This is a genomic window from Pseudomonas sp. S3E12, from assembly GCF_001702295.1.
Lineage (GTDB): Bacteria > Pseudomonadota > Gammaproteobacteria > Pseudomonadales > Pseudomonadaceae > Aquipseudomonas > Aquipseudomonas marginalis.
The window spans coordinates 185,656-212,649 of record NZ_MBDT01000035.1; the positions used below are offsets into that span (position 1 = coordinate 185,656).

22 protein-coding genes and 1 pseudogene are annotated in these 26,994 nt (G+C 61.2%); 8 read left to right on the forward strand and 15 right to left on the reverse strand.

What is annotated here, in order from left to right:
* Positions 1-11 precede the first annotated feature (11 nt).
* The 4 genes and pseudogenes from BB029_RS30025 to BB029_RS30035 form a co-directional block, all read right to left on the reverse strand.
* On the reverse strand, positions 12-698 hold the full coding sequence (locus BB029_RS30025; RefSeq protein ID WP_065942031.1) for a GntR family transcriptional regulator: 687 nt from the start codon (positions 696-698) through the stop codon (positions 12-14).
* 17 nt (positions 699-715) lie between these two features.
* Complete coding sequence (locus tag BB029_RS30030) at positions 716-1,417, reverse strand: FadR/GntR family transcriptional regulator (RefSeq protein ID WP_027608565.1); 702 nt, start codon at positions 1,415-1,417, stop codon at positions 716-718.
* Between the two features lie 32 nt (positions 1,418-1,449).
* Positions 1,450-1,539: pseudogene (locus tag BB029_RS33985) on the reverse strand (outer membrane lipoprotein carrier protein LolA); the annotation flags it as partial.
* Between the two features lie 32 nt (positions 1,540-1,571).
* Positions 1,572-2,897 (reverse strand): C4-dicarboxylate transporter DctA, encoded by a 1,326-nt coding sequence (locus tag BB029_RS30035; RefSeq protein WP_174557022.1) that lies wholly within the window; start codon positions 2,895-2,897, stop codon positions 1,572-1,574.
* A gap of 217 nt (positions 2,898-3,114) precedes the next feature.
* Here BB029_RS30035 and BB029_RS30040 point away from each other — a divergent pair, with 217 nt between their 5' ends.
* Positions 3,115-3,744, forward strand: coding sequence for a DNA-3-methyladenine glycosylase I (locus BB029_RS30040; RefSeq protein ID WP_065942033.1), 630 nt, complete (start codon positions 3,115-3,117; stop codon positions 3,742-3,744).
* Between the two features lie 95 nt (positions 3,745-3,839).
* Here BB029_RS30040 and BB029_RS30045 read toward each other — a convergent pair whose 3' ends face one another.
* Both BB029_RS30045 and BB029_RS30050 read right to left on the reverse strand, forming a co-directional pair.
* Entirely contained in the window at positions 3,840-4,121 is a 282-nt protein-coding gene (locus tag BB029_RS30045; protein ID WP_065942034.1) for a putative quinol monooxygenase, read from the reverse strand.
* An 85-nt stretch (positions 4,122-4,206) separates the two neighbouring features.
* Entirely contained in the window at positions 4,207-5,640 is a 1,434-nt protein-coding gene (locus BB029_RS30050; protein ID WP_065942035.1) for a PLP-dependent aminotransferase family protein, read from the reverse strand.
* Between the two features lie 147 nt (positions 5,641-5,787).
* Between BB029_RS30050 and BB029_RS30055 the strand changes: the two genes are divergently transcribed.
* The 3 genes from BB029_RS30055 to BB029_RS30065 all read left to right on the forward strand — a co-directional run bounded on the left by BB029_RS30055 (position 5,788) and on the right by BB029_RS30065 (position 11,631).
* Entirely contained in the window at positions 5,788-6,231 is a 444-nt protein-coding gene (locus tag BB029_RS30055; protein ID WP_065942036.1) for a carboxymuconolactone decarboxylase family protein, read from the forward strand.
* Positions 6,232-6,365: 134 nt separating this feature from the next.
* Positions 6,366-9,722: a calcium-binding protein gene (locus BB029_RS30060; protein WP_141696606.1), complete on the forward strand. Its 3,357-nt coding sequence runs from the start codon at positions 6,366-6,368 to the stop codon at positions 9,720-9,722.
* Positions 9,723-9,783: 61 nt separating this feature from the next.
* On the forward strand, positions 9,784-11,631 hold the full coding sequence (locus tag BB029_RS30065; RefSeq protein ID WP_168166850.1) for a hypothetical protein: 1,848 nt from the start codon (positions 9,784-9,786) through the stop codon (positions 11,629-11,631).
* Between the two features lie 48 nt (positions 11,632-11,679).
* Here the strand turns inward: BB029_RS30065 and BB029_RS30070 are convergent, their stop codons facing one another.
* The 6 genes from BB029_RS30070 to BB029_RS30095 form a co-directional block, all read right to left on the reverse strand.
* Positions 11,680-12,447 (reverse strand): SDR family oxidoreductase, encoded by a 768-nt coding sequence (locus BB029_RS30070; RefSeq protein WP_065942039.1) that lies wholly within the window; start codon positions 12,445-12,447, stop codon positions 11,680-11,682.
* A gap of 10 nt (positions 12,448-12,457) precedes the next feature.
* Positions 12,458-13,525: a phosphotransferase family protein gene (locus tag BB029_RS30075; protein WP_065942040.1), complete on the reverse strand. Its 1,068-nt coding sequence runs from the start codon at positions 13,523-13,525 to the stop codon at positions 12,458-12,460.
* 129 nt (positions 13,526-13,654) lie between these two features.
* Positions 13,655-14,608 carry a 2-hydroxyacid dehydrogenase gene (locus BB029_RS30080; protein WP_027608556.1) on the reverse strand — a complete coding sequence of 318 codons (954 nt, stop codon included), beginning with the start codon at positions 14,606-14,608 and terminating at the stop codon, positions 13,655-13,657.
* 127 nt (positions 14,609-14,735) lie between these two features.
* Positions 14,736-15,260 (reverse strand): cysteine hydrolase family protein, encoded by a 525-nt coding sequence (locus BB029_RS30085; protein ID WP_065942041.1) that lies wholly within the window; start codon positions 15,258-15,260, stop codon positions 14,736-14,738.
* A 275-nt stretch (positions 15,261-15,535) separates the two neighbouring features.
* Entirely contained in the window at positions 15,536-15,967 is a 432-nt protein-coding gene (locus BB029_RS30090; RefSeq protein ID WP_065942042.1) for a hypothetical protein, read from the reverse strand.
* Between the two features lie 52 nt (positions 15,968-16,019).
* Positions 16,020-16,520, reverse strand: a complete 501-nt coding sequence (locus BB029_RS30095) for a DUF4822 domain-containing protein (RefSeq protein WP_065942043.1) — start codon at positions 16,518-16,520, stop codon at positions 16,020-16,022.
* 442 nt (positions 16,521-16,962) lie between these two features.
* On the opposite strand from BB029_RS30095, the gene BB029_RS30100 reads away from it, so the two are divergent.
* Entirely contained in the window at positions 16,963-18,240 is a 1,278-nt protein-coding gene (locus tag BB029_RS30100) for a serine/threonine transporter (protein ID WP_027608552.1), read from the forward strand.
* Positions 18,241-18,384: 144 nt separating this feature from the next.
* Positions 18,385-20,034: a SulP family inorganic anion transporter gene (locus BB029_RS30105; RefSeq protein ID WP_065942044.1), complete on the forward strand. Its 1,650-nt coding sequence runs from the start codon at positions 18,385-18,387 to the stop codon at positions 20,032-20,034.
* Positions 20,035-20,694: 660 nt separating this feature from the next.
* Here the strand turns inward: BB029_RS30105 and acnB are convergent.
* Positions 20,695-23,304 (reverse strand): bifunctional aconitate hydratase 2/2-methylisocitrate dehydratase, encoded by a 2,610-nt coding sequence (acnB, locus tag BB029_RS30110; RefSeq protein WP_065942045.1) that lies wholly within the window; start codon positions 23,302-23,304, stop codon positions 20,695-20,697.
* Between the two features lie 396 nt (positions 23,305-23,700).
* Here acnB and BB029_RS30115 point away from each other — a divergent pair, with 396 nt between their 5' ends.
* Positions 23,701-24,171 (forward strand): DUF1289 domain-containing protein, encoded by a 471-nt coding sequence (locus tag BB029_RS30115; RefSeq protein ID WP_065928006.1) that lies wholly within the window; start codon positions 23,701-23,703, stop codon positions 24,169-24,171.
* A gap of 34 nt (positions 24,172-24,205) precedes the next feature.
* On the opposite strand, the gene BB029_RS30120 is transcribed toward BB029_RS30115, so the two are convergent.
* Entirely contained in the window at positions 24,206-25,069 is an 864-nt protein-coding gene (locus tag BB029_RS30120; RefSeq protein ID WP_027608548.1) for a universal stress protein, read from the reverse strand.
* Positions 25,070-25,217: 148 nt separating this feature from the next.
* Here BB029_RS30120 and BB029_RS30125 point away from each other — a divergent pair, with 148 nt between their 5' ends.
* Positions 25,218-25,820, forward strand: a complete 603-nt coding sequence (locus tag BB029_RS30125; protein ID WP_027608547.1) for a tRNA-(ms[2]io[6]A)-hydroxylase — start codon at positions 25,218-25,220, stop codon at positions 25,818-25,820.
* On the opposite strand, the gene BB029_RS30130 is transcribed toward BB029_RS30125, so the two are convergent.
* Positions 25,776-26,975: an MFS transporter gene (locus BB029_RS30130; protein ID WP_065942046.1), complete on the reverse strand. Its 1,200-nt coding sequence runs from the start codon at positions 26,973-26,975 to the stop codon at positions 25,776-25,778. The genes BB029_RS30125 and BB029_RS30130 overlap by 45 nt on opposite strands.
* Positions 26,976-26,994: the final 19 nt, after the last annotated feature.

Sequence of the window (26,994 nt, forward strand, 5' to 3'; positions counted from 1 at the left end):
TTATCTGAAGGTCAGTGGTGTTTCAGTAATTTGCTTTCCAGGTGATCCAGGTGCCGGGTCATCAAGCCCACCGCAGCAGTCACATCCCGCTGCTCAATCGCATCCACAATCGCCACATGCTCCTGCCACGCGCAATACGTGCAGGCTTTCGCTTCGTATTGGGCAATGATCAGCGACGTCAACGGCACCAGGCTGTTGAGGAACTGCGCCAATGGCGCGTTGCCCGCCATCTGCGCCAATTGCAGGTGAAACTCCCCGGACAACCGAATCGCCGGCCCACGCTGGTTGCGTTCCATACCGTCGCGTTCCCGTGCTATCAGCTCGCGCAGCTGGCGTATCTGCGTGGGCGTGGCCTGGGCGCAGGCCAATTGCACCACTGTGATTTCGGTCATGCGCCGCGCTTCGAGGATCTGCCGCGTCTGCTGGGCATCCGGCGCTGCGACCTGGGCGCGCTGGTTGGGGCGCAGGATGACCACTTGCTGGTGGGACAACTTGGCCAGCACCCGACGAATCACGCTGCGGCTGACGCCAAAGGTTTCGCCCAGGCCTTCTTCGGTAAAGCGGCTGGACGGGGCGATGCGCTGTTCGAGGATGGCGTCGAACAACCGTGGGTAGATGTCGTCCACCGAAGGCTTTTTACCGGCCACCAGGCGCAGGGCAGGAATGATCGGATCGCGTTGCAGGGCGTGGGCGGTCATGGCCTGTCTCCAAAAAATCAGTTGCCGAGATGGTCGTCCGGAATGTTCAAGTGAATGCCCATGCGCAGGCCTTCCTGGAGGATGTGCCGACGCATCTCGGCACTGGCCAGGGCGCTGTTCTTGTTGCGGATGGCGCGTACCACCGCTTCATTTTCCTGCAGGCGTTCCGCCAGGTGCTCGGGGGAATTGCGCAGTACCTGGGCGCTTTGCTTGAGGGCGGTGCTGGTTTGCTGCACCACGTTCTGGAAGATCGGGTTGGCGGTGAGCGCGAACAGTTCTTCGTGAAAATCGAGGTAGGCGTTCATGCCGGCTTCGGCGTCACCGGCATCCAGGGCTTCGCGCATGTCCATCAGGGTCAGGCGCAATTGGCCGACTTCCTTGCTGCTGATGGACTGGGCTACCAGGCCGACGATAAAGGGTTCGAGGGTGTAGCGCAGTTGCAGGATGTCTTCGAGGCTGGCATCGGCCACGGCGTCGCTCGATTGTGGTTCGCTGACGCTGGTTTCCAGCACGACCACACCTTTACCGGGCATGGAGCGCACCAGGCCGAGGGTTTCGAGCACGATCACCGCTTCGCGCAGGCTGGGGCGGCTGATGCCCAGCTGTTCGGCCAGTTCGCGCTGGCCCGGGAGCATTTCGCCGCGGCGCCACTGACCTTGCTTGAGTGCGGCGCGGAGTTTTTCTACGACTGAATTGACGACGGTTGAGGTGCTGATCACGTCGTGCGCTCCTTAAGAATGAATAATCCCTGCACTGTAGGAGCGAGCTTGCTCGCGAAAAACTTCAAGTCACCGCGTGCATCCAGAATGCCCGCGTTATCGTTGACGACCTTCGCGAGCAAGCTCGCTCCTACAGTGGAAAGCGTTTAGCGTTTTAAAATTCCTGGTGCGCCGGTGGTACCGGCTTCCTGGCCTGGAAGGCATAGCCTTGCTGGCCGTCGAGTACCTTGTTGGCGCGTTGGATATCGATGTCTTTTTCCCAACGGGCAATGGCCACGGTAGCGACGCAGTTGCCGATCAGGTTGGTCAAGGCGCGACCGATACCCATGAACCAGTCCACCGCCAACACCAGCACCAGGCCGACCACTGGAATCGCCGGGATTGCCGTGAGCGTCGCCGCCAGGATCACCAGGGCCGAGCCGGGAATCCCGTGGGCGCCCTTGGAGGTGATCAGCGACACCAGCAGGATGGTCAGCAGATCGGTCATCGACAGTGGCGTGCCGGTGGCATTGGCGATAAACACGATGGCCAGGGTCAGGTAGATCGAGAAACCGTCGAGGTTGAACGAGTACCCGGTGGGAATCACCAGGCCGACGGTGGAGCTGCCGATGCCCAGGTGTTCGAGTTTGCGCATGACCTGCGGCAGCACCGCGTCGGAGGAAGCGGTGCCCATCACGATCAGCAGTTCTTCACGCAGGTACTTGAGCAGCGGCAGCATGCGCAGGCCCGACAGGCGCATTACCACGCCGAGGATCAGCGCGACGAAGGCAAGGCAGGTCAGGTAGAACAGGCCCACCAGGCTGCCCAGGTGTTGCAGGGAGTCCAGCCCGTAGGTACTGGTGGTGAAGGCGATCGCACCAAACACGCCGATGGGCGCCAGGCGCACGATCATGCCCATGATGCGGAAAATCACATGGCTCAGTTCATTGATCAGCCGAGTGATACCGGAGGCCGCTTCGCCCACCAGGTTCAAGGCGCTGCCGAACAGCACCGAAAACAGCAGCACTTGCAGGACATTGTTGTCGGCAAAGGCGCCGATCACCGAGTTGGGGATCAGGTCCATCAGGAACTGGCTGGTGCCCTTGATGTGCTGGCCCTTGTCGGCCAGTTCATTGAGGCCGGCGGAGGAGAGCTGTTCCAGATGGATATTGGCGCCGGTGCCGATCCCGGTGCTGAAGGCCATGACCAGGCCGATCACCAGGGCGATGGTGGTGAGCACTTCAAAGTAGATCACCGACTTGAGGCCGATGCGCCCGACCTTCTTCAAGTCGCCGGCCCCGGAAATACCACTGACCACCACGCAGAACACGATCAGGCCGATCAGCATCTTGATCAGCTTGATAAAGCCGTCACCCAGGGGTTTGAGTTGCGAGGAGAATTCGGGAAGGGCCAGGCCGCACACAATGCCGAGCATCAGGCCAATCACGACTTGCAGGAAAATCGAACGCGAGCACCATCTGAGCATGGGAGGGATCTCTATTCGGTGCCCTGGTGGTTCCAGGGCTTAATTTTTGTGGTCATACCGGTAAGTCCAGTGCGTCGCCAGTCTAGGCCAGGTATTTTTGAAATCACAAGTAAAAATTCGGCGGTTGGCAGGTCCCGGTCTGACCAGTTGGTCGCGAAGGTTGATGCTTGAGCGGTTGGCGGGGCGCAAATTTTTTCGCTTATCATCCGCGGCCTGGCACATGAGGTGATGGATGGCTAAACCAGGACTGACCACTGACGACACCGGGCTGACCCACTGCACCTGGCGCACGGCCGCGCCGGAATACCTCTGTTATCACGACCACGAGTGGGGCGTACCGGTGGCGGATGATGTTCAGCTGTACGAGAAGATCTGCCTGGAAGGCTTCCAGGCCGGCATGGCCTGGATCACCATCCTGCGCAAGCGCGAGCAGTTCAGGGCTGCATTCGACGGTTTTGATTTTCGCCGGGTGGCGCAGTACGGCGAGGCGGATATCGCGCGGTTGATGCAGGACCCGGGCATCGTGCGTAATCGGGCGAAGATCGTTTCCACCATCAACAACGCCCGCCGGGCGTGCGAGCTGGTGGCTGAAACCGGCTCGCTGGCGCAGTGGTTGTGGGCGTTCGAACCCGGCCCTGAAGAGCGCCCGGCAGTGGTGGACCTGGCTTACTGGACGGGCAATCCCACCTCGCCGGCCTCGGTGCGCCTGTCCAAGGCCTTGAAGAAACGCGGCTGGACGTTCGTCGGGCCGACCACGATGTATGCGCTGATGCAGGCGATGGGGATGGTCAATGATCACCTTGATGGGTGTGTGTGCCGCCCAAAGATCGAAGAACTGCGCCGCCAGTTCAAGCGCCCGTGAGCCGCTGACGGTGGGAGGGGGGTTCACCCATGCTGCTGATTGGTGATGAGGCTGATTGGTGTGGAAGAGGGGTCAGCACCAGGAGGCCAATCCCATCAATGGTCGAACGCAAGGCGGCTCGCCAGGTTTGCCGAGGCCAGCTCGATAAAGCCTTGCAGGGCTGGCAGCCCGAAGTGTGCGTTGAGCGGTTCGGCACCGGCCCAGCAGCCATTGACGGTCCAGAGGTCGGGATCCACCGGGCTGCGCTGTACGGCGTAATCGAGGCAGCCTGGGGTGGTGCGCACGAGCTCGGCGATCTGTCGCAGGCGCTCGCCCAGTTCCCTGGAGCGCCCGGCAGTTGCGCGGACATGAACAGTGTTGAAGGCACGGTCGGGCATGGCGATGGTCTCCGAGGTCAGGTGTCAGCGCACAGGCTAGAGCCTCGACGCGCCAGGACCAATGACCAATCCCTCGGAAAACCCCCTAGCCAATCTGCTGGAGAATATCGCGCACCTTGTCCAGCGCCGGGTCGATATCGAGGGTCTCGATGGCCCCAAACCCGATGATCAGGCCCGAACGCACCGGCGTGTCGTGGAAGAACACGTCCAGCGGGTACAGGCCGACTTCCACCTGGCGCGCCAATGCCATCAGCAACGGGATATTCACCGGTACTTTGCACAACGCCGCCATATGGAACCCGGCGACGGTGGGCACCGCTTCGAACCACGGCGACAGGTCGCCCGCCAGGCGCTGCAAAATGCGCTCGCGGCGCCCGGCGTACACGGTGTGGCAGCGGCGAATATGCTTGAGCAAATAACCTTCGCTGATGAACTTGGCCAGCGCCCATTGCGGCAACGTGGAGCTGTGCTGGTCGGTCAATTGCTTGGCCTTGAGCACCGCGCCGTAGATCGCCGGCGGCAGCACCGCATAACCCAGGCGCAGTTCGGGCAACAAGGTTTTGGAGAAGGTGCCGACGTAGGTGACCACGCCACGGCTGTCCATGCTTTGCAGCGAGTCGGTGGGCCGGCCTTTGTAGCGGAACTCGCTGTCGTAGTCGTCCTCGATGATGATTGCACCCAGCTCGAAGGCCCGCGCCAGCAGCGCTTTCCGACGTAGCAGGCTCATGGGCATGCCAAGGGGGAACTGGTGGGAGGGCGTGACGTAGATCAGCCGTGCGCCATCGGGGATCCGGTCGACCTGGATGCCTTGCTCATCGACGGGAACACCGATGACCCGCGCGCCCATCGCCATGAATAACTGGCGCGCAGGGCTGTAGCCGGGGTCTTCCATGGCGACGATGCTGCCCGGTTCCAGCACCACGCGGGCGATGAGGTCCAGGGCCTGCTGCGCGCCGTTGGTGACCACGATGTCGCTGTCGCGGCATTGGACCCCACGGGAAAACGCGATATGCCCGGCGATGGCGCTGCGCAGGGCCGGCAACCCTTCCGGCTGGCTGTAGAATCCACTGTCCCGGGCGATGCGCCGCAACGCGTCCTGGGTGCAGCGCCGCCATTCATCCTGGGGGAACTGGTTGCGGCTGGTGGCGCCGCCGATAAATTCGTAGCGCAACGTGCTGTCGCGAGTGGGGTGGCGCATGGGCGAGGGCAGTGACTGCCACTTCGCCAGGTTGGCGGCGCAGGCCAGGTCGGTAGCGGTTTGCAGGCGCTCGGTCTGCGGCGTACGGGCGTTGACGAAGGTGCCGCGGCCGGTCTTGCCGACCAGCAGGCCTTCGTAGGTCAGGGTCGCGTAGGTGTCGGATACGGTCTTGCGGGATACCCCCAGTTGTTCGGCCAGCAAGCGGCTGGGCGGCAGTTGCGCGCCGGCGGCCAGGCGCCCGGAGCCAATGGCCTCGCGCAACTGCTGGTACAGCTGTTCGGCCAGATCCTTGCGGCCATTGATGACGACGTGCAGTTCCATGTTTCATCCCGGGGTCTTCGCTCTGCGCCAAGGTTACTCGCTCGCGGGGCGCGCTCAAAATGGTCCCTGGGTAAACCGTCGGATTGGCTATAGGGCTTACACCGTGAGAGTTCTAGGCTGAACGGTCATTGCCCCCGAGAACTGCCCATGGAATCCCGTCTGGACTACTACACTGCGTCACCGCAAGCGCTCAAGGGCATGTTGCTGCTGGAGGCGAACACCTTTGGCCTGTCCATCGAGCGGCCGTTGCTGGAACTCATCAAGATCCGCGTTTCGCAGCTCAACCACTGCGGTTTTTGCACCGATATGCATTCGATGGCGGCGCGTCAGCGCGGCGAAACGGAGCGACGCTTGTTCGCGCTGTGCGTATGGCGTGACTCGCCGTTCTTTACGCGGCGGGAGAAGGCGGCATTGGCCTGGTGCGAATCGGTGGCGATGCTGCCGACTTCCAGTGTTTCGGACGAACTCTTCAGCGCCGTGCGCGAGGAATTCAGCGAACAGGAACTGGTGGACCTGACCATGGCGGTCTCCAGCATCAGTGCCTGGAACCGCCTGGCGGTGAGTTTTCGCCAGCAACCGCCGAATGCTTGAGCGGGATATTCACCAGCGCTCTACCTATGCACCCCAGGTTCATGCCTCAACACTTCAGTATCGACGCAGTGCGCGCACAGGGTGTTCGCGTTGATAACGACGAAGCGTGCTTCGTCAGTGACTGGAGTGCCGTAATGGAAGAGTTGCAGGACGACGGCGCGTCGGTCTTACCGCTGCGTCAACAGACCTTGATGGATCTGGACGCAGCATGGGGGCCGATGGGTATCGGTGAAATCTCGGTTGGCCGCATGGCCCTGGATAACATGGGCGCGCGCCTGGAGGGCGGGGAACTTGATGTGGAGCGGTATCGCGTCAAGGAAGCTGATCAGGCATTGATCGATCAGATCACGTTTTCTGCCGTGCACCTTAAGGCGTATCTGACGTCCGCCAGCGGTGAAAGCTGTGACCAGGCCACCACCGCACTGTTTGAACTGGCGTCATTGCGTTCGGAGTGGGCGCCCGTCATGTTGAGCCCGCCGGATGCTTCGGACGGGGCGATTGTCAAACTCGATCGACTGCTGCGGCGGATACAGAGCGTCAACCTCAACGACGTGAGTGCCATGGAAAACCTGCCCGGCTGGGCCGATAAGCTCAGGAGCGGGAGTGCGCAAACCTTGGGAGCCGGGCTGCAGCTCTACGGTTTTTACAGCGCCATTCGAGGCATAGGCGAAGCGCTCAGAACGGGGGATACGGGCGAGCTGTTGTTCGAGGGCGGCGCCTTTTCCGCAGAAGTGGCGTCCCTCGGCCTGGAGTTGGCGTTGGAGCGTATCGGCCAGAAAATGATGAGCGCCGGCCATACGGTTTATCGCGGGTTCTGCGCATCACGCGCGGGGTTGCTGCTGCGCCGTGGTGCCGGATTGATCGCCTCGGTATTGACCGTGCCTTTTGACATTGCCCAGGCGGTCATTGCGCTTTCAAAAGCGTTGAAAGCAGAAGGTAAACAGGCACAGGATCTCTATGTCGAGGCCGGTTTCAGTCTCGTCAGCGCAACCCTCAGTCTTGCACTGGGCGTCTCGGCGTTGGCGGGCTTCGGCGCGGCCGGGCCCGTGGGCCTTATCGCCGCAGCGGTGCTGATTGTCGGCGCGCGGATTTATGCCGCGTGTCGAGTGGTGGATGAGATCGATGATTACATCGAGCTGAGCACCCTTGAGCGCCTGCGCACTGGCTGGTTCGCGTTTGCCGGTGTGGAGTTGGATGACAGCGTACTCGAGCGCTACAAGACCAGCCGCGCGCGCACTGCCTACGCAGAAAGCCTCAAGGCCCAAGCCCGGGCATTGCTTGGCGCAGAGATGAAGAACAGTGTGCAGGCCATCGTCAATGGCAGGTTCGAGGTCCGCCTGCAGACGATACGGCACTGGAAACATCAATGGGATGAGCAGGCGGGTGAGTCCCCTCACACGCTGGTGCGTGAACCGGTCATCCATGAGGTGGATGACTACTTCGACGCGAGCAAGGAGGGGGCCGTCGATCTATTGCCCGAGGCCACCTGGGGGGCGAAGGGACCCGAAAAAGGTGTGCTCTGGCTGCTGGGTGGCGGGGATGACTCGGTGTTGGGCGTGCCGAATCGCCCGAACCACTTTCGCTATGGCGGTGGTCGCAAGCACCTGGTGGGCGGCAGTCAGGACGACGAGTTCATGTTCGAGGTACCGCCGGATACTTTTTCTGGCGCAGAAGGGCGGGTGCCGATCTCGGTGTTGGTGGGCGGTACCGGGGCTGACACCCTGAGCTTTCTCGGCGAGACGCCGGGGCCGCGTGCAGCAGGCTTCAACGTCAACCTGGGGGCGGGCAGCGTGACGTTGATGACCGACAATGGCCGCGACGGTCTCAAGTGCATGGGGTTGTGGAGCATTGAAAATGTTGCGTCCCTTGCCGGCGCTTCCAGCGTGATTACCGGCAGTAACGAGGCCAACCGTATTGTCCTGAAGGGGGAGTACGACCAGGCCCACGCAATGGCCGGAGACGACCTGTTGTTGATACAGCGGGGCAGCGCCAGGGTGAATGGCGGGCCAGGTGCCGATTACTTCGAGATTCTTGAGAGCGCCAAGGACGTGGTTATCGAAGAGGACGGCCAGCAGCGCAGCCTCATCATGCTCAACTGGCCCTTCAGCCGGATTCAACGCTGGTGGATCTCGGGCAACGCTCTGAAGGTGGCGTCTACCCTGGGGCTGGACGGTGAACTGCCGGGCCCTTGTGTCGGGATCGAAAATGTCTACACGCTACGAGAGGGTAAACGCCACCTGGCCAACGCGCTTTTCAGCTTTCTCACCCAGGACGGCTATCGAATAGCGCCCTTGTTGCCTGAAACGTTGGACCCGACCGGGGAGCCGCAGGTGAGCATGGAAGTGCTGGCGCCTCCCGGGCCCAGGATCTCCCCGATTATTCTGGGACCCGGTCAGTCGGTTGCCTTGGCGGCAGGCACGTCCAGCTACTTTGTCAGCCGCGGCCACGGGATGACGGCCATTGATGCGCATGCAAGCCAGGAGCAGGGCCGATGCTGTGTGTATGTGGACTATGACAGTCAAGAATTGGCAGGGGTGTATACGACCTATCATGTGGCCACGCGACGCCAGAGCCACTTCGACTACCTGGATTACACGGGTGCGAAGATAAAGTTTGAGTGGGCTGATGGCCGCACGCTGTATCTGGACGAATACGCAGCGCAACCCTCAGCGACGTGGACGAGCGTGGGCGGTTCATTACAGGCGTCAGCCTTGAAGTTGAAGGCTGAATTTGTCGTGGTGATGCGCGACGGTGTTTCGTACCGGCTATTACCGCCGGTGCAGTCTTACGTCAGTGATTTCGCCAGCCCGGGTTACAAAATCAAGGACGCAATGGCTTCGCTGAACCTGAGGTACGGTCATTACCCGTTCTTGAGGCCGCGCAGGCCTAAAAGCCTGAATCTGACCGCTCACTCACAACGGGTGCACCTGGGCGCGGCCCCTCACCTGGCAACCTGTGTGTTATGCGGACGGGGCGGGATGTACGAAATCTATCTGACGTCATGGGCGATCGTTGAGCTGTCAACACCGCAGGCGCTGAGTAAAGAGTCCGATGCATCGACCTGGGACTTCTTTTGTACAGCGCTGGCGGAAGATATTCAGCTCGACAGCATTGTTGTCAGCCCCGGTCACATCAAGGTGGGCAGCGTGTCGATTCGGGTCCCCTGGTATGACGACCCCGACGTTCCCTTGGAAAACATCCGGATTCATTCAAAGGACGGCGGGCGTTTCGACGTCAGGCTGGACCTTGGCAAGGTGTACCTGGCCAGGGTCGCTGCCTCGGGCAATAGTTCGATTGCGCAACTGTTGAAGTCCTTGCGTCACCATCGGCAAAGAGCCTCCGTGTTTACGCCAACCATCAACGTGACCGGCATCGGCATGGCCGATGGGACAAAAGGTACCGTTTACTACGACGTCATGGCGGATTGCTGGAGGCTGGAGGCTGACAGGCATCGGCGGCTATCCAGTGAGGAGCTGGCTGTTTCAACCTGAACCCATCAGCAGCCGAGGTGGTTCTGACGGGTGGCTGAACAACATAGTCCAAGGACATTCTATGAAGCAATTTACTTCCCCTTCCGTGCCACCGGTTACAGGGCGTCCGGTCGATCGTCCCAGCGGTGCGGCACCCAGTGCGCGTACTGCGTTTCCTGTGGTTGATTTTGCCGGCGGGCCCCTGCCGCCTGAAGCGATACCTGTGCGCAACACACCATCCGCAGCGGTTCCGAGCGCGACTTATCAGAGCATGACCGATCTGCCCACGCCTTCCGCGGTCACCCGAGATGCCATTTTCGCCGCCCTCGGTGACCCCATACCGGCGCCTGATCCCGCTACGGGGTTGCGTGAATATGATTCGCGCACTTACCTGAACCTGGACGACGGCACCACCGTTCTGGCGGTGCGCGATCCGCAGACCGGGGAATGGCGTGAAAGACCGCCGGATTCGCGCTTGCCACAAGGCCCGGCACTGTACCGGGTGCCGCAGACGAACACTTGGCGCAGTCACTCTGCGGCCAGTTCGTCCTCGTCTTCCCCGAGCCTGAGTCATAGCTCATCGGCGTCGTCACTGAGCCACAGTGCTTCGTCTTCCTCGCTGACCGCCCCACTGAGCAGTGTGAGCTTGTCGGCGACCCAGCGTATTGATCCGGTATGGGACCTGGGGCTCTACACGTTGCCGGTGAGCCCGGCCCCCACCAACACCCTGGCGTTCCCGGGCAAGAGAGCCTTCATGATCGGGGCTGAGCAATATTTTATGGAGGCCAATTATGGCAACCCATCAGGTGCCGTGCCGAATGCGCTACCCCATCTGTTTGCTGTGGGGGCGGGAGGCAATCTGGTAAACGCCGGGCGTATCGAACCGGAAGGCCTGTTCAGGTTAAACGACAACCGACATTATTTGCCGGCGGACACAGGTTTTTGCCCCGTGAGCTTCGATAGTGCAAGGCTGCGTTGGAAGGTGATGGACGCAGGCGGTCATGGCGGGGCAGGGATTTTTATTGAAATGGGGGGCGCGCCCGATAGCTGGGTGCCGATGCTGGCAGTGGATCAACTCTCGAATCTTTTTCAAGCGGCGCGGAATATCAAAGGTTATGCCGGGCGTGTGGGGGCAGTCGATCTGCGCAACAGCAGTATCGACCAGCGGGTTTATCACTACATGCAGGGCTACTTGCGGCAAATAGTCGGGTTTTGCGAGCCGACTGTCCGCAGTGCGCCAACCGCGCAAAAAGGCCGGCTGATCGATGCCTATATCTGGCGCAATGGTTATCCGTATGACTGTCTGGCTTCCATCTGCAGCGCCTTGGAAAACCGCCGCCCATTGCCTCCGGGGATGCCGATATACGATGGGTTTCAAGGTTTGGGCACGGTCAGGTGCTCAAAAGACGGAAACTTCAATGTGGCGCGTATCAGCCGCACCATGCAACTGCACTATCCCGATAGAAGACGGTCGTTGGCCGAAGAGGCGTTACTTGAGACGTGGCGGGAAAAAGACGCTGCCCGGGACAACAAGCGCAAGGGCGAAGTGAACGAAGCGATGTATGAGGCCCGGTTGACGGAAGATGGCTATACGGTACTTCCCGGCGGAACCTACGGAGGCGGACAGAATGGCTTTGATCGGGTGTTTGAAGGCCCGGCAGGCGATATCTACATTCTGGAAGCCAAGCATGTCAGTCATACCTCCGCCGGCGAGCTTGCCAACGTCAGCCTGGGAGGGACGACAAGCTCACGTCAAATGACCGACAGTTGGGTGCGGCAAGTGCTGGCGTTATCCCAGCCCGATACGCCGGCGGCCAGGCGCGTTTCCGACGCGTTGTGGCGTGGCCAGTTATTCAAGTTATTAGGCGCGACGTCCAAGGACGGCAAACTTGTCATGTTCAAGATTGACATGAGCCCCGTGGACTTCTAGCCGTGCTGGTATGCCTGGGAGCAAGCGCCCTTGCTCCCAGGCACGTGTTCAGGACAGGAAGCCGCCATCCACATTCAGCGACACACCGGTGGTGTAGCTCGACGCATCGCTGGCCAGGTACAGCACCGCACCGGCCATCTCGCTCGGGTCGGCCACGCGCTTGAGCGGGATCTGCGCCAGGGCTATTTTCAGGATCGCGTCGTTCTTCACCAGCGCCGAGGCGAACTTGGTGTCGGTCAGGCCCGGCAACAGGGCGTTGCAACGAATGCCGAACTCGGCGCATTCCTTGGCGAACACCTTGGTCATGTTGATCACGGCGGCCTTGGTCACCGAGTAGATGCCCTGGAACACGCCTGGCGAAATGCCGTTGATCGACGCCACGTTGATGATGCTGCCGCCACCGTTCTCGCGCATCAGCTTGCCGGCTTCCACCGACATGAAGAAGTAGCCGCGAATGTTGACGTCAACGGTCTTCTGGAAGGCGCCGAGGTCGGTGTCCAGCACGTTGCAGAACTGCGGGTTGGTCGCGGCATTGTTGACCAGGATATCCAGGCGGCCGAACTGCTCGCGGATGCCGGCAAACACCTGGGTAATCTGCTCCATTTCACCGATATGGCAGGCAATCGCCGTGGCTTTGCCGCCGTCGGCGATGATCGCGTCCGCCACATGCTGGCAGCCTTCGAGCTTGCGGCTCGAGACGATCACATGGGCGCCTTGCTGGGCCAGCAGCTTGGCGATGGCTTCACCGATGCCACGGCTGGCGCCGGACACAAAGGCAATCTTGCCGTCGAGGTCGAACAGGTGGGTCTTGGACATTAGCGATTCCTTAGAGGGCTGATTTACCGATGACATTCAGGCTCATCTGCTCCAGCAGCTTGTTCATGTGGATGAACTGCGCAAAGCGTTTGTCCTGGGTCTGGCCGTGGAAGAAGCGGTAGTAGATCTGCTGCACGATGCCGGCCAGGCGGAACAGGCCGTAGGTGTAGTAGAAGTCGAAATTGTCGATCTGGATCCCGGCGCGCTCAGCGTAGTAATCCACGAACTGGCGGCGGGTGAGCATGCCGGGGGCATTGCTCGGCTGGCGGCGCATCAGTTGCACCGGCGCCGGGTCGTCGGCTTCGATCCAGTAGGCGAGGGTGTTGCCCAGGTCCATCAGCGGGTCGCCGAGGGTGGTCAGTTCCCAATCCAGCACGCCGATGATCTGCATCGGGTTATGCGGGTCGAGGATCACGTTATCGAAGCGGTAGTCGTTATGCACGATGCTCGAGGTGGGATGGTCGGCGGGCATCTTGTCGTTGAGCCAGGCACGTACCTTTTCCCAGTTGGGGGCGTCGGGGGTCAGAGCCTTTTCGTAGCGGTCGCTCCAGCCACCAATCTGGCGTGCCACATAACCCTCAGGCTTGCCCAGGTCGGCCAGGCCGCAGGCGCGGTAGTCGACCTGGTGCAGTTCGACGAACTTGTCGATAAAGCTTTTGCACAACGCCTCGGTCCGGGTGGCATCCAGGCCCAGTTCGGCGGGCAGGTCGGAACGCAGGATGATGCCGTTGACCCGTTCCATCACATAGAACTCGGCGCCGATCACCGACACGTCGGTGCAGTGCACATAGGCCTTGGGGCAATACGGGAAGCCATCCTTGAGCTGGTTGAGAATGCGGTATTCGCGGCCCATGTCGTGGGCGGACTTGGCCTTGTGGCCAAAGGGCGGGCGGCGCAGCACGAATTCCTGGCCGGGGTATTCCAGCAGGTAGGTGAGGTTGGATGCACCGCCGGGGAACTGGCTGATCGTGGGCGTGCCGCTCAGGCCAGGGATATGGGCCTTGAGGTAGGGATCGATCAGGTTGGCATCAAGTTCTTCGCCTGGGCGAATCTGGGTCGATTGGTCGTTAAGCGCCATGCTTATCCCTTCTGCTTATTCTAAAGGCGTCGGACTATTTCCTAATCTAATGCGCACCACCGCCCAGCGACAAGGTCGGGGCGGCTTAATAGGTTAGCGTGTTGAAGGGTGATCAGCCTGCCTGATCGGTCATTTTTCGGGCGCGGGCAATACAACCGGGGTGAGCACCGGACGGCCGGCAAAGTATTCCACCAGGTTGTCGGCCACGCGCTGCACGGTGTCGTGGGCGGCCTCGGGAGACAGGCCGGCCACGTGGGACGTGAGCACGGTATTGCTCAAGCGCTTGAGGGCATCCGGCACCTTGGGTTCATCGTCGAACACGTCCAGCGCCGCGCCCCCGATACGGCGTTGTTCAAGGGCGGTGACCAGGTCGGCGGTGACCACCACGCTGCCACGGCCGATATTCACCAGGTAACCGTTCGGGCCGAGGGCGTCCAGGGCGTGGCGGTCGATCAAGTGGCGCGTGCCGGCGCCGCCGGGCGTGGCCAGGATCAGGAAATCCGAGCTGCGCGCCAGCTCCACGGCCGTGGCGCAGTAGGTGTAGTCCACATCATCGCGCGGCTGGCGGTTGTGATAGCTCACTTCCATGCCAAAGCCGAGGGCCGCGCGCTTGGCGATTTCCAGGCCCACCGCGCCGAGCCCGAGTATGCCCAATTGCTTGCCGCCCAGGGACGGGCGCATGACCTTGGGCCATTCGCTGCGGCGTACCGCTGCGTCCGTCTGGGGAATGCCGCGCACCAGCGACAACAGCAGCGCCATGGCGTGGTCGGCCACCGATGGCGCATTCACCCCGGCGCCATTGGTGACCACGATGCCCCGATTGCTCGCCGCCTGCAGGTCGACATGCTCATAACCGGCGCCGATCACGCAGATGATCTCCAGCAGCGGCAGGGCCGCGATTTCTTCGGCATACAGGCCCAACGGGCCACGGGTCAGTACGGCCTTGATCTGCCCGCCATGGGTCTTGATCGCCTGGGCGCGCTCGCTGGGTGTGGGCGCCAGGATCACATGAAAGTCGTTGCTCTCGATGATTTGCAGGTATTCATTGATGGTTTCAACCAGAACCAGAACAGTGGTGGTCATCGGAAGGCTCTTCCTGAAGGGTTTGAGGGCATCAGTATGCGGGATTTGCGGGAGGGCGCGTTTTGCTCGGGTAGAAAAAATCTACGACTGCAGGCGCAAGCACGCTTGCTCCTACCGTCTGTACCGGTCAGAACCGGACGTCAGCCGCTTTCCCACTCAGCCCAAACGCCCCCGCCAGCGTGGCATTGTGATGCGCGATGATCGCCTCGGCCTTCAGCGCCGGGGTGTCCATGCAGGTATGGGCGTCTTCAGGCACGATCACCGAGAAGCCCAGCTCTACCGCCACGCGGCAGGTGGTGTCGATGCAGTACTGGGTTTTCATCCCGACGATCACCAGTTGATTAACCTCCAGGGCGCGCAGTCGTCGGGCCAGGTCGGTACCCAGGAAGCAACTGGGGCGGGTTTTGTCGAACAGATGGTCGTGAGTCTCGTCTATGTGCAGCCCTTGCCACAGTTGCCAATTCGGGCTGCCTGCAGCTATCGGCGAGCCCGCCGGGCCGGTATGGCGGGCGACCAGGATCGGCGCGCCGGCTTCACGGGCGCGGCCGATCAACGAGTTGATGGTGCCCAGCACGCGCTCCCGTTCAAAGGGTTTGTCGGGGCCATCGTACAAGCCGGTTTGCATATCGATGATCAACAGGGCATCAGCCATGGTATTGCTCCTTGTGAGTGCCAGTCGACGGAGCAATAAAAAGGCCCCGTCCATTGCTGGCGGGGCCTTGGGTTGAATCTGGGTGGTGTTTAGCTCGAGCACCCACGGCAACCGCACGACCCGCCTGGAGCGGTCGTGGTGGTGGTGCGGGTGAGGAGCTGCTGGAAAAAGGTCATGCCTCGATCATGCTGGGACAGGGGCGAGGCTGTCAAATGCATCAGGTGCCGAAAAAGTTGCGACCCAGCCGTAACAGGGGCGCTGCTGCCAGCAGAAGATCACTGCGGGGGGCTACGTCGTGCCTTTTCCTGCTCGGCCTGAGCGATAGGCATGAAATTGTAGGTGGGGAAGAATTCCGTGGTGTAGACCCCCCATGCGGTGTTTTCGATCGCCAGGTTGACTTCCGCCAGGCGCGACGCCGGCAGGCGCAGCACGACGACCTGCCCGATACCCATGGTGATGTTCCAACTCAGCACTTCCACCCCGGCAGGCGGGAACACCTTGTGAAATTCCTGCTTGGCCAGTTGTTGTTTCAATTCGCTCAACGGGCGTGATTGATCGTGTTTAAGAAATACGGTCAACATGACGGCGTTGTCCGCTGTGGCAGCAGCGTTTTTTGCAGGAAGGGCTGTTGAAGTTTGCGCAGTCGCTACACCGGGTAACAGTGTCGCGGCCAGCAGTGCGGGTATTAACAGTTTGCGCATATTCATTGTCGGGTGCCTTGTTTATTATTCGGTTTTATCACTAAACATGAATGTTTAATCAGTTCGACATGACTGTCTTTATGGGGCCGGTGTAGGGGGCGTGTACCACATAAATTCGAACGGGCGGGTTACTGCTGACCATATCGCGCGGCACTTCGCGGGAATAAGTGAATTCGCTGCTGTCGAGTTTTTCGAGCCTTCTGACAATGGTTCTGGTCGGGCCAACGTCAGGGACCAGGATATGGGTCTTTTTATCGCCGGTGACCAGGAAGTAACCGCCGCCGCCATCGGCGTGTTTCGAGCGGCCGGTATCGGTGTAGAAGAACTCATAGCGATTGCGCTGCGGGTCCCACATCGATATGCCGACCACGCCGGGGTAGCTGGCCTTGACGTCGGTGTCCGGCTCGCCTTCGATATAAACCTTGGTGGTCAGCCATTGAGGCGAGGAAGCCAGTGCTTGAGCGTCAGGTTCAGACGCGGTTTGACTGGCGTAACTTTCAGACGAGCAGAGTAGGCCCGTTATCAACAAACCAGCAAAAACAACAGTGAGTCTTCGCATATTGGAATCCTTGTTATTTTAAATAAGCATGTTGTTCTTCGAGTGGAGCGGGGCGATGTTAGGTTGGTTTTTGGCGAATGCTCAATGGCTATGTAGGGTTGTGTAACAATTGCAAGGGTGTTGTGGTTAAACTTTTATTTAGATATGAGGCGTTTCTGGTTTTGCTGTAGGCGACTTCTCTAAAAGTATGGGAAGTCTATTGGTTAGAATCCCCGATCGCGCTCGTCAAGGGCGCCTGGCAGCCACTCGAGAAACCCGCGGCAGCTCCCCGAAACCACTGCCCAGGGCCGCGCTTGAGCCTCTGCACCGCATAACCGTTCCTCAGCTAAGTCTTTGCTTATTCACGAGAATCCCGGACAATCCGGCCCCTTCTATGGTCGGGGCGCTGCCTGTCAGGTTTTTCTGACTCGTCCCGGCCGTGTAAATGCGGAGATCCGACCGGATGAATGATCAGGCCAATAGCGTCGACGAACGCTATGCAACGACACCTGCAACCCTCTCAAGCTGGAGCCGCCAGGACACCACCTGGATGCTTGGCCTGTTCGGCACCGCCATTGGCGCCGGCACCTTGTTCCTGCCGATCAACGCCGGCCTGGGCGGCTTCTGGCCCTTGGTGATCCTGGCGGTGCTGGCGTTCCCGATGACGTTCTTTGCCCACCGAGGCCTGACCCGTTTCGTACTCTCCGGTCGTGCGGGTTCCGACATCACTGATGTGGTCGAAGAGCATTTCGGCGTCAAGGCCGGTGCGTTGATCACGCTGCTGTACTTCTTCGCGATCTTCCCGATCCTGCTGATCTACAGCGTGGCCCTGACTAACACGGTCAGCAGCTTCATGGAGCACCAGTTGCACATCATGCCGCCGCCACGGGCGTTGCTGGCGTTTGTGCTGATCCTCGGCCTGCTGGCGGTGGTGCGTTGCGGTGAACAGGTGATCGTCAAGGCCATGAGCCTGATGGTGTACCCGTTTATCGTCGCCTTGCTGTTCCTCGCGGTGTACCTGATCCCCCATTGGAACGGCGGCATCCTCAGCACCGCCAGTGTGGTGCCGGCGCCGTCGGCGTTGCTCAACACCTTGTGGCTGGCGATTCCGGTGATGGTGTTTTCGTTCAACCACTCGCCGATCATCTCGGCGTTTGCGGTCGACCAGAAGCGCCAGTACGGCGAACACGCCGATGAGCGCAGTTCGCAGATCCTGTCCCGCGCGCACCTGTTGATGGTGGTGATGGTGCTGTTCTTCGTGTTCAGTTGCGTGCTGACCCTGTCGCCGGCGCAACTGGCTGAAGCCAAACAGCAGAACCTGTCGATCCTGTCGTACCTGGCCAATCACTTCAACAACCCGACCATCGCGTTTGCCGCGCCGTTGATCGCGTTCGTGGCGATTGCCAAGTCGTTCCTGGGCCACTACATCGGCGCCAGCGAAGGCCTCAAGGGCCTGGTGCTCAAAAGCGGTCGCCGCCCGGCCGCCAAGACCCTGGACCGCATGACCGCCGCCTTCATGCTGGTGGTGTGCTGGATCGTTGCCACGCTGAACCCCAGCATCCTTGGCATGATCGAGACCCTGGGCGGGCCGATCATTGCGTCGATCCTGTTCCTGATGCCGATGTACGCGATCCGCAAGGTGCCGGCCATGGCCAGGTACCGTGGGCAGGCGTCCAACGTGTTTGTCACGGCGGTGGGCCTGGTGGCGATTACCGCATTGATTTACTCGCTGCTGTCCTGACCCCGGGGCTCACGCCCGCAAGCCGATTCGCGCACACCGCGAATCGGCTTTTTTTTGCCTGCGCAAAAGCTGACGCGGCGCAACCGTCGCCGACCAATGAGGGCTAAGCTTACCCACGCTTTTTGCCAGGATGGGTTGGGCCGATTGAAGACTGAAACCGATGCACCCGTTGCCGTACCGTCGAACCGCATCCAAGACCTGTTGGCCGGCTTATCCATTGCCGGTTTGCTGCTGCCGGAGGCCGTGGCCTATTCCAGTATTGCCGCGCTGCCGCCCCAGGCCGGGGTGATCGCCTTGTTTGCCGGGCTGGTGTGCTACGGCCTGTTCGGCAGCAGCCGTTTTGCGATTGTCTCGGCCACCTCGTCGTCGGCAGCCGTGTTGGCGGCGGCCACGGCCAGCCTGGCGGGTGACGAGCCGGCGCTGAGGCTTTCCCTGGCCTTCGGGCTGGTGTTGCTCACCGGGGTGTTTTTCCTGTTGGCCGGACTGTTCAAGCTCGGCGGCGTCACCTCGTTTATCGCCAAACCGGTATTGCGTGGCTTCGCCTTCGGCCTGGCGCTGACCATCATCCTCAAGCAATTGGCCGGTGTGGTGGGTGTGCACCTGACCGATAACAACCTGATCCGTTTTCTGCCGCAGTTGCTGGAGCAGCTGCCGCGCTGGAACTGGCCTGCGGCACTGGTGGCGGCGCTGGCGTTGCTGGTGTTGTGGCTGTGCGCACGCCTCCCGCGCCTGCCCGGTGGCCTGGTGGTCGTGGTACTCGGCATCGTTGCCGGGCAGTACCTGGACCTGCAGGCCTACGGGGTGGCGCAGATCGGTATGATCGACCTGCGCCTGGAGCTGGGGCATTTGCCGGTGCTGCCGTTTGCCGACTGGCTGCGCCTGGGGGAATTGGCGTTTGCGCTGGTGATGATCCTGTACGCGGAGTCCTACGGTTCTATCAGTTCGTTCGCGCTCAAGCATGGCGACCGCGTGTCATCCAACCGGGATCTGCTGGCGCTGGGCGCGGCCAACCTGGTTTCCGGGTTGTTCCACGGCATGCCGGCCGGTGCCGGGTATTCGGCGACGTCGGCCAACGAGGCGGCCGGCGCCTATTCGCGCCTGGCGGGGATTGTCGCGGCGCTGGTGATCTTGCTGATTGTGCTGACAGTGCTGCCCTATGTCGCGCTCACGCCGGAGCCGGTGCTGGCCGCCGTCGTCATCTATGCCCTGGGACGAGGCTTGAGCGTGCAGCCGCTGGGGCGTTATTTCCTGTGGCGGCGCGATCGCGTGCTGGTGATCTGTGCCGTAACGGCAGTGCTGGTGCTCGGTGTGCTGGATGGTTTGCTGGTGGCGGTCGCGATCAGCGTGATGTTGATGCTGCGCCAGATGTCGTCAGCCGACATCCAGGTACTGGGGCGCCTGGGTGACAGCCATGACTTTGTCGACCGCCAGCACCATGCCGATGCCCTGGCCGTGCCGGGGGTCTTGATCGTCCGGCCCAGCGAGGCGCTGTTTTTTGCCAATGCCGAACGCATCCTGGGCGCGGCCTTGCGCCTGATGCGCCGGTCGCCGGTCGAGGCGGTGGTGTTGAGCCTGGAAGAATCCCCGGACCTGGACGGCACCAGCATCGAAGCCCTGGCGGCGTTTTTTGCCCAAGTGCGCGGGGAGGGCAAGCGCCTGGTACTGGCCCGTGTGCGGCATGAGGCCCGTGAGGTGTTGCAGGGGCTACCGGAAGCGTTGGCGCCCCATGTGCTGCTCAGTGGCTTGAGCGTTGATGGTGCGGTGCAGCTGGCGCTTGAGGTGGGCAACGCGTGACGCGTGGGGCTTGCTCCAGATAGCAGTGGGTCAGTGGCAGATGCGTCAACTGACACTCCCTCATCGGGGGCAAGCCCCCTCCCACATTTGGATCGGTGTACATCAGTCAGCTCATTCTCAGGATCAGACGGTGGTGTGGTTGAAGGTATAAGGTCGCTTGGCGCGGTCAAAACTGTGGGAGGGGGCTTGCCCCCGATGGCGGTGGGTCAGTGGCAGACGCGTCAACTGACACTCCCTCATCGGGGGCAAGCCCCCTCCCACATTTGGAGCGATGTACATCAGTCGGCTCATTCTCAGGCCCAGGATCAGACGGTGGCGCAGCTGAAGGTATAAGGTCGCCTGGCGCGGTCGAAACTGTGGGAGGGGGCTTGCTCCCGATGGCGGTGGGTCAGTGGCAGATGCGTCAACTGACACTCCCTCATCGGGGGCAAGCCCCCTCCCACATTTGGATCGGTGTACATCAGTCAGCTCATTCTCAGGATCAGACGGTGGTGTGGTTGAAGGTATAAGGTCGCTTGGCGCGGTCAAAACTGTGGGAGGGGGCTTGCCCCCGATAGCGGTGGGTCAGTAGCAAAGGGATCAACTGAATGTGTTGGTATTCCAGGCATAAAAAACGCCGCGTACCTTGCGATACGCGGCGTCTTTTACATCAACACACCGTTAAGCTTGAATCACCGGGATGTTGGCGCTTGCTGCGATTTTGCGGAACTCGGCGATCTGGTCGAAGTTCAGGTAGCGGTAGACGTCACTGGCCATGGTGTCCAGTTTCGCTGCGTAGCCCATGTACTCTTCGACGGTCGGCAGGCGACCCAGGGTGGAGGCGACTGCCGCCAGCTCAGCCGAAGCCAGGTAGACGTTCGCGCCGTCACCCAGGCGGTTCGGGAAGTTACGGGTCGACGTCGATACCACGGTCGAGTTCGGCTCTACACGTGCCTGGTTACCCATGCACAGCGAGCAGCCCGGCATTTCCATGCGCGCGCCAGCCTTGCCGTAGATGCCGTAGTAGCCTTCTTCGGTCAACTGGTGAGCGTCCATCTTGGTCGGCGGCGACAGCCACAGACGAGTTGGCAACTGACCCTTGACCTGCTCCAGCAACTTACCAGCAGCACGGAAGTGACCGATGTTGGTCATGCACGAACCGATGAACACTTCGTCGATCTTCTCGCCGGCAACGCTGGACAGCAGACGGGCATCGTCCGGGTCGTTCGGTGCGCAGAGGATCGGCTCGTTGATTTCGGCCAGGTCGATCTCGATGATTTCGGCGTATTCCGCGTCGGCATCGGCTTCCATCAGTTCCGGGTTGGCGACCCAGGCTTCCATCGCTTGGGCACGACGTTCCAGGGTACGGGCATCGCCGTAGCCTTCGCCGATCATCCAGCGCAGCAGGGTGATGTTGGAGTTCAGGTACTCGGTGACGGATTCTTTCGACAGCTTGATGGTGCAACCGGCAGCCGAACGTTCGGCCGAGGCGTCGGAGAGCTCGAAAGCCTGCTCCAGCGTCAGGTCGTTCAGGCCTTCGATTTCCAGGATGCGGCCGGAGAAGGCGTTTTTCTTGCCTTTCTTCTCTACGGTCAGCAGGCCAGCCTGGATCGCGTAGTAAGGAATGGCATGAACCAGGTCACGCAGGGTGATGCCAGGTTTCATCTTGCCTTTGAAGCGCACCAGGATCGATTCCGGCATGTCCAGCGGCATGACGCCGGTGGCTGCGGCGAACGCGACCAGGCCGGAACCGGCCGGGAACGAGATGCCCATCGGGAAACGGGTGTGGGAGTCACCGCCGGTGCCGACGGTATCCGGCAGCAGCATGCGGTTCAGCCAGCTGTGGATGATGCCGTCGCCTGGACGCAGCGATACACCGCCACGGGTCATGATGAAGTCAGGCAGGGTGTGGTGGGTGGTCACGTCGATCGGCTTTGGATAGGCCGCGGTGTGGCAGAAGGACTGCATCACCAGATCGGTCGAGAAGCCCAGGCACGCCAGGTCTTTCAGTTCGTCACGGGTCATCGGACCGGTGGTGTCCTGGGAACCCACGGTGGTCATCTTCGGTTCGCAGTACGTACCTGGACGAACGCCTTTGCCTTCCGGCAGGCCGCACGCCTTGCCGACCATTTTCTGGGCCAGGGTGAAACCCTTGCCCGTGTCGACCGGTGCTTCAGGCAGTTTGAACAGGTCGGTAGGACCCAGACCCAGCTCGGCGCGCGCCTTGTCGGTCAGGCCACGGCCGATGATCAGCGGGATACGGCCGCCGGCGCGAACTTCGTCGAGCAGGACCGGGGTCTTCATTTCGAAGGTGGTCAGGACTTCGTCGGTGCCGTGTTTGCAGACTTTGCCAGCATGAGGGTACAGGTCGATCACGTCGCCCATGTTCATGTTGGTCACGTCGAACTCGATTGGCAGTGCGCCGGCATCTTCCATGGTGTTGTAGAAGATTGGAGCGATCTTGCTGCCGAAGCAGAAGCCGCCAGCGCGCTTGTTCGGCACGTAGGGAACGTCGTCGCCGAAGAACCACAGCACCGAGTTGGTCGCGGATTTACGCGAAGAACCGGTACCGACCACGTCACCGACGTAGGCGATCGGGAAGCCTTGGCCGCGCATTTCTTCGATCTGCTTCATCGGGCCGGTCTTGCCTTGCTCGTCCGGTACGATGCCTTCACGTGCCATTTTCAACATGGCCAGGGCGTGCAGCGGGATGTCAGGGCGAGACCAGGCGTCCGGGGCAGGGGACAGGTCGTCGGTGTTGGTTTCGCCGGTGACCTTGAACACGCGCAGGCTGATCTTGTCGGCCAGGGTCGGGCGGTTACGGAACCACTCGCCGTCAGCCCAGGACTGGATCACGGCTTTGGCGTGCGCGTTGCCGTTGCGGGCTTTTTCGGCGACGTCGTGGAACGCATCGAACATCAGCAGGGTGTGCTTGAGTTGGGCAGCCGCGACAGGCGCCAGCTCGGCGTCGTCCAGCAGCTCGACCAACGTCACGATGTTGTAGCCGCCCTGCATGGTGCCGAGCAGTTCAACCGCGCGTTTCTTGTCGATCAGGGGGGAAGTGGCTTCGCCCTTGGCCAGGGCAGACAGGAAACCGGCCTTGACGTAGGCAGCTTCGTCAACGCCCGGTGGAATGCGGTTGGTGATCAGGTCAACGAGGAATTCTTCTTCGCCAGCCGGAGGATTCTTCAGCAGCTCAACCAGGCCTGCGGTTTGTTCGGCATTAAGCGGCTGGGGAACGATACCCAGTGCTGCACGCTCTTCGATATGTTTGCGGTAGGCTTCAAGCACAGTTATTACCCTCATCAGTGGTCCCACGGGACGCTCATCCAGAAATGAACGGCACGCATGCGCTCGGGGGCTTTTTGGGCCGCAAAGCCAGCGCTGCCGGCATTCCTTACAGAAGCTGCTTTCAAAGTTTTACGCCTGCAGAACGGAGCTGATGAGGGTTGGCGCTGATCATTACCTACCGGGTAATAACCATCGCCAACACCGTTCTGAAGGAACGACTGTGCTCGTGACGCTTTGAAAACAGCTTCCAGCGGATTATTGGCGCCTTACAAGGCCGGATGATTCTACGGCAAAAAATTTCGAAAGGTAAGTTGCATCACCAAGTTTGCTGGGTGATCAACCTTAGACAAAGGGCTAACATGGCGCACTGTTTCGCTGATTTGCGTGTCGTTGCCCATGTCCAACCAAACCATCAAGACCCCTTGCGTCGGCCTGTGCTCCACGGTCTACGGCGATCTCGTGTGCCGTGGCTGCAAGCGTTTCCACCACGAAGTGATCCAGTGGAATGGCTATAACGAGGAAGAAAAACGTGCGGTCTGGCTGCGGCTGGAGCAACTGTTGGTGCAGGTGATGGCCGGCAAGCTCGAGATTTTCGACCCCAAGACCCTGCGCGGCCAACTGGAGCAACGCAAGATCCGTTTCGTGCCGCACCAGTCCGAGTACTGCTGGGCGTACCAGCTGATTGCCCGCGGCGCGCGGGTGATCAATAACCTGGAGGCGTACGGCATGGTGCTGTTGCCGGAGTTTCGCGACTGGGCCTTGCCGGAACTGCGCGATGCCATCGACCGTGAGTTCTTTATCCTCTCCGAGGCCCATTACCAGCGCTATATCGCCCCGGGGTTCCTGAGAGACGCGCTCGCTGACTGACAACACACATCCCAATGTGGGAGGGGGATCGGCGTCAGGCCTTGGTCGCCAGTTCCTCCAGGTGATCCATCAACGTCTGCGGCTTGAGCACCAGTACATCACTGTCCACCGCATCCAGGATCACCTCCGCCGTATTACCGATCAACGCCCCGGAAATGCCGGTGCGCCCCACGGTGCCGATGATGGTCACGGCCGCTTTCAATGTGTGGGCCAGGTGGGGGATCAATACATCCGCCGGGCCCTCCTCGACATGCAGGTGCGCGTCATCCACATCGAATTCCGCCTGGAACGCCTTGCACTGCTCGCGATAACGCGCCTCGATGGTTTCCTTGAGCTGGAACGTCGGGTCCGCCGCCGACAACATCGGCGACGGATGGGCGCTGATCACATGCAACTGCGCCTTGGCCAGGCTGGCGATGTCGAAGCCATGATCGATGATCGCGTGATGCAGCTCGCGGTGTTCTCCGTCGTTGTTGCCCACATCAATCGCCGCCAGAATCACCCCGCCCGCCCACGGTGTGGACGTCTTGACCAGCAACACCGGCGTCGGGCACAAGCGCAACAGCTTCCAGTCCGCCGGCGTCAGCAGCGCCTTTTTGAGCGGGCTGTCGGGAAAGTGCTGCTTGATCACCAGCCCACAGCCTTCGGCCTGCTGCACGTCGATAATGGTGTCATGCAGGCTTTCATTCCACGCCTGCTCGGTGGTCACGCTGTAACCGTCCTCCTGCAAACCGGCCTTGAGCAGGCTCAACAGCGCCGAATGCTCGTGTTTCTTGTCGCAGACCAGCAAGTGCAGGTGCGCGCCGGTGACCCCGGCGATCAGCTTGGCGCGCTTGAGGGCCAGGCTTTCCGAATGCGCGGGCTCGATGACCACCAGGATGCTGCGAATGGCTTGCATGATCGGATCTCCAAAAGGGTGGGCGTGGAACAACTATAGTTGCTGCCCGCCAGACGTCATGTTGATGCACATCAAGGCCGGTGGCTGGTGGTCTGCGGCGCGGTGGGTATAATCGGCGGCCTTTTGTGACCCTTTGCCCGTGAGCCCGATGAACCTGCCCGAAATCCACGAATTCCTCGGTTGCCGAACCCCCGACGCCTGGGTGCAGGCCGCACTGGCCGATCAGGACACCCTGTTGATCGACCACAAGAACTGCGAATTCAAAGCGGCCAGCACCGCCCTGAGCCTGATCGCCAAGTACCACGCCCACGTTGACCTGATCAATATGATGTCGCGGCTGGCCCGGGAAGAACTGGTGCACCACGAGCAAGTCATGCGCCTGATCAAGAAGCGCAAGGTCGAGTTGCGCCAACTGCACGCCGGGCGCTATGCCTCCGGTTTGCGCAAGGTGGTGCGCAGCCACGAACCCGTCAAGCTGGTGGATACCCTGGTGGTCGGCGCCTTTATCGAAGCCCGCAGTTGCGAGCGTTTCGAAGCCCTGGTGCCGCATTTGGACGAAGAACTCGGCAAGTTCTACTTCGGCCTGCTGAAAAGCGAGGCGCGGCACTTCCAGGGTTACCTGAAGCTGGCCTACCAGTACGGCGACGCCAAGGACATCGCCCAGGTGATCGAGCGGGTGAGGGCGGCCGAGCAGGAACTGATCGAATCACCCGATATCGAGTTCCGCTTTCACAGTGGCGTGCCAGCCTGAGGCCACGGCCACGCCGATCAAGGCGGTGATCCCGGTCAGCAGCAGGATCACCGCTTGCGTGCCTAACGGCGCCGCCAGCAGTGCAATCACCAGGCCTGCCAGCGGCTGGGGCAGGTTGTTGAGCAAGGTGATCACGCCCACGGTCTTGCCGAAGTCCTGCACCGGAATGACCCGCTGGCGGGTGCTGCGCAGGTACACGTTGAACATCTTGTCGAAGCCGGTGACCAGCAGGAAGCCCAGGGTGTATGCCCACAGGTTGGGACTGATCGCCATGATCAACGCGCCGGCGCCGATCATCGAGTAAGACAGCCCGCCCAGCACTTTCAAGGGCAGGGCGGCGCGCGCCAGGTAAAACAGGATGGCAATGGTCACCCCCGCGCCGGCTGCCTGCAGCAGGGCATAGGTGTCCTTGTCGGCGGCGTACAGGCCGGTGACCATGGCGGCGGAGGTGGCCAGCGTCACCCCGATGATCAGGTTCACACCGACCGCCAGGGTAATGATCCGCTTCAGTTCCGCCAGGTTACGAATATGCCCGAAGGCGATGCGCAGCGGTTGCAGCCAGATGTCCCGGTGCTGCCGATGGGTGTCCAGGCTTGCCGTGGTTTTACGCTGCCAGGCCAGCATCGCCAGGTCTGCCAGCACAAACAGCCCGGCAATCCCCAGCACCACCCAGTGCCAGGCCCACACCTCCAGCATCAGCGCGGCCACCAGCGGCCCCAGCACCAGGCCGCTCTGGTCGGCGATCTGCGAGTAGGAGAGGGTCTTGGCATAGCTGTACTGCTGGAAGACATGGGGCATCAGCACTTCGCGGGCCATGATGCCCTGGGTCGTCAGCACGCCGCACAACGCCGACAGCAGCACCAGCCAGTAGATACCGTCGAACATCCCATACAACGCCACCGCCATCACACAGGCCAGTGCCCGGTAAACCTGGCTGATATGCAGGATGCGCACCGGCGAATACTTGTCGCACAACGCCCCGCACACCGGAAACGCGAGATAGCGCGGCAGTGACTCGACAAAGAAGGCCAGCCCGGCCCAGGACACGCTGTGGGTGGTCTGGAACACGATCAGCGGCACGATAAACAACAGAATCTGGTCCGCCAGCCTCGACAGGAACAGCGAAACGAAGAACGCCAGGTAATCCTTGCGCATACAACTCCCTGTGGATGGC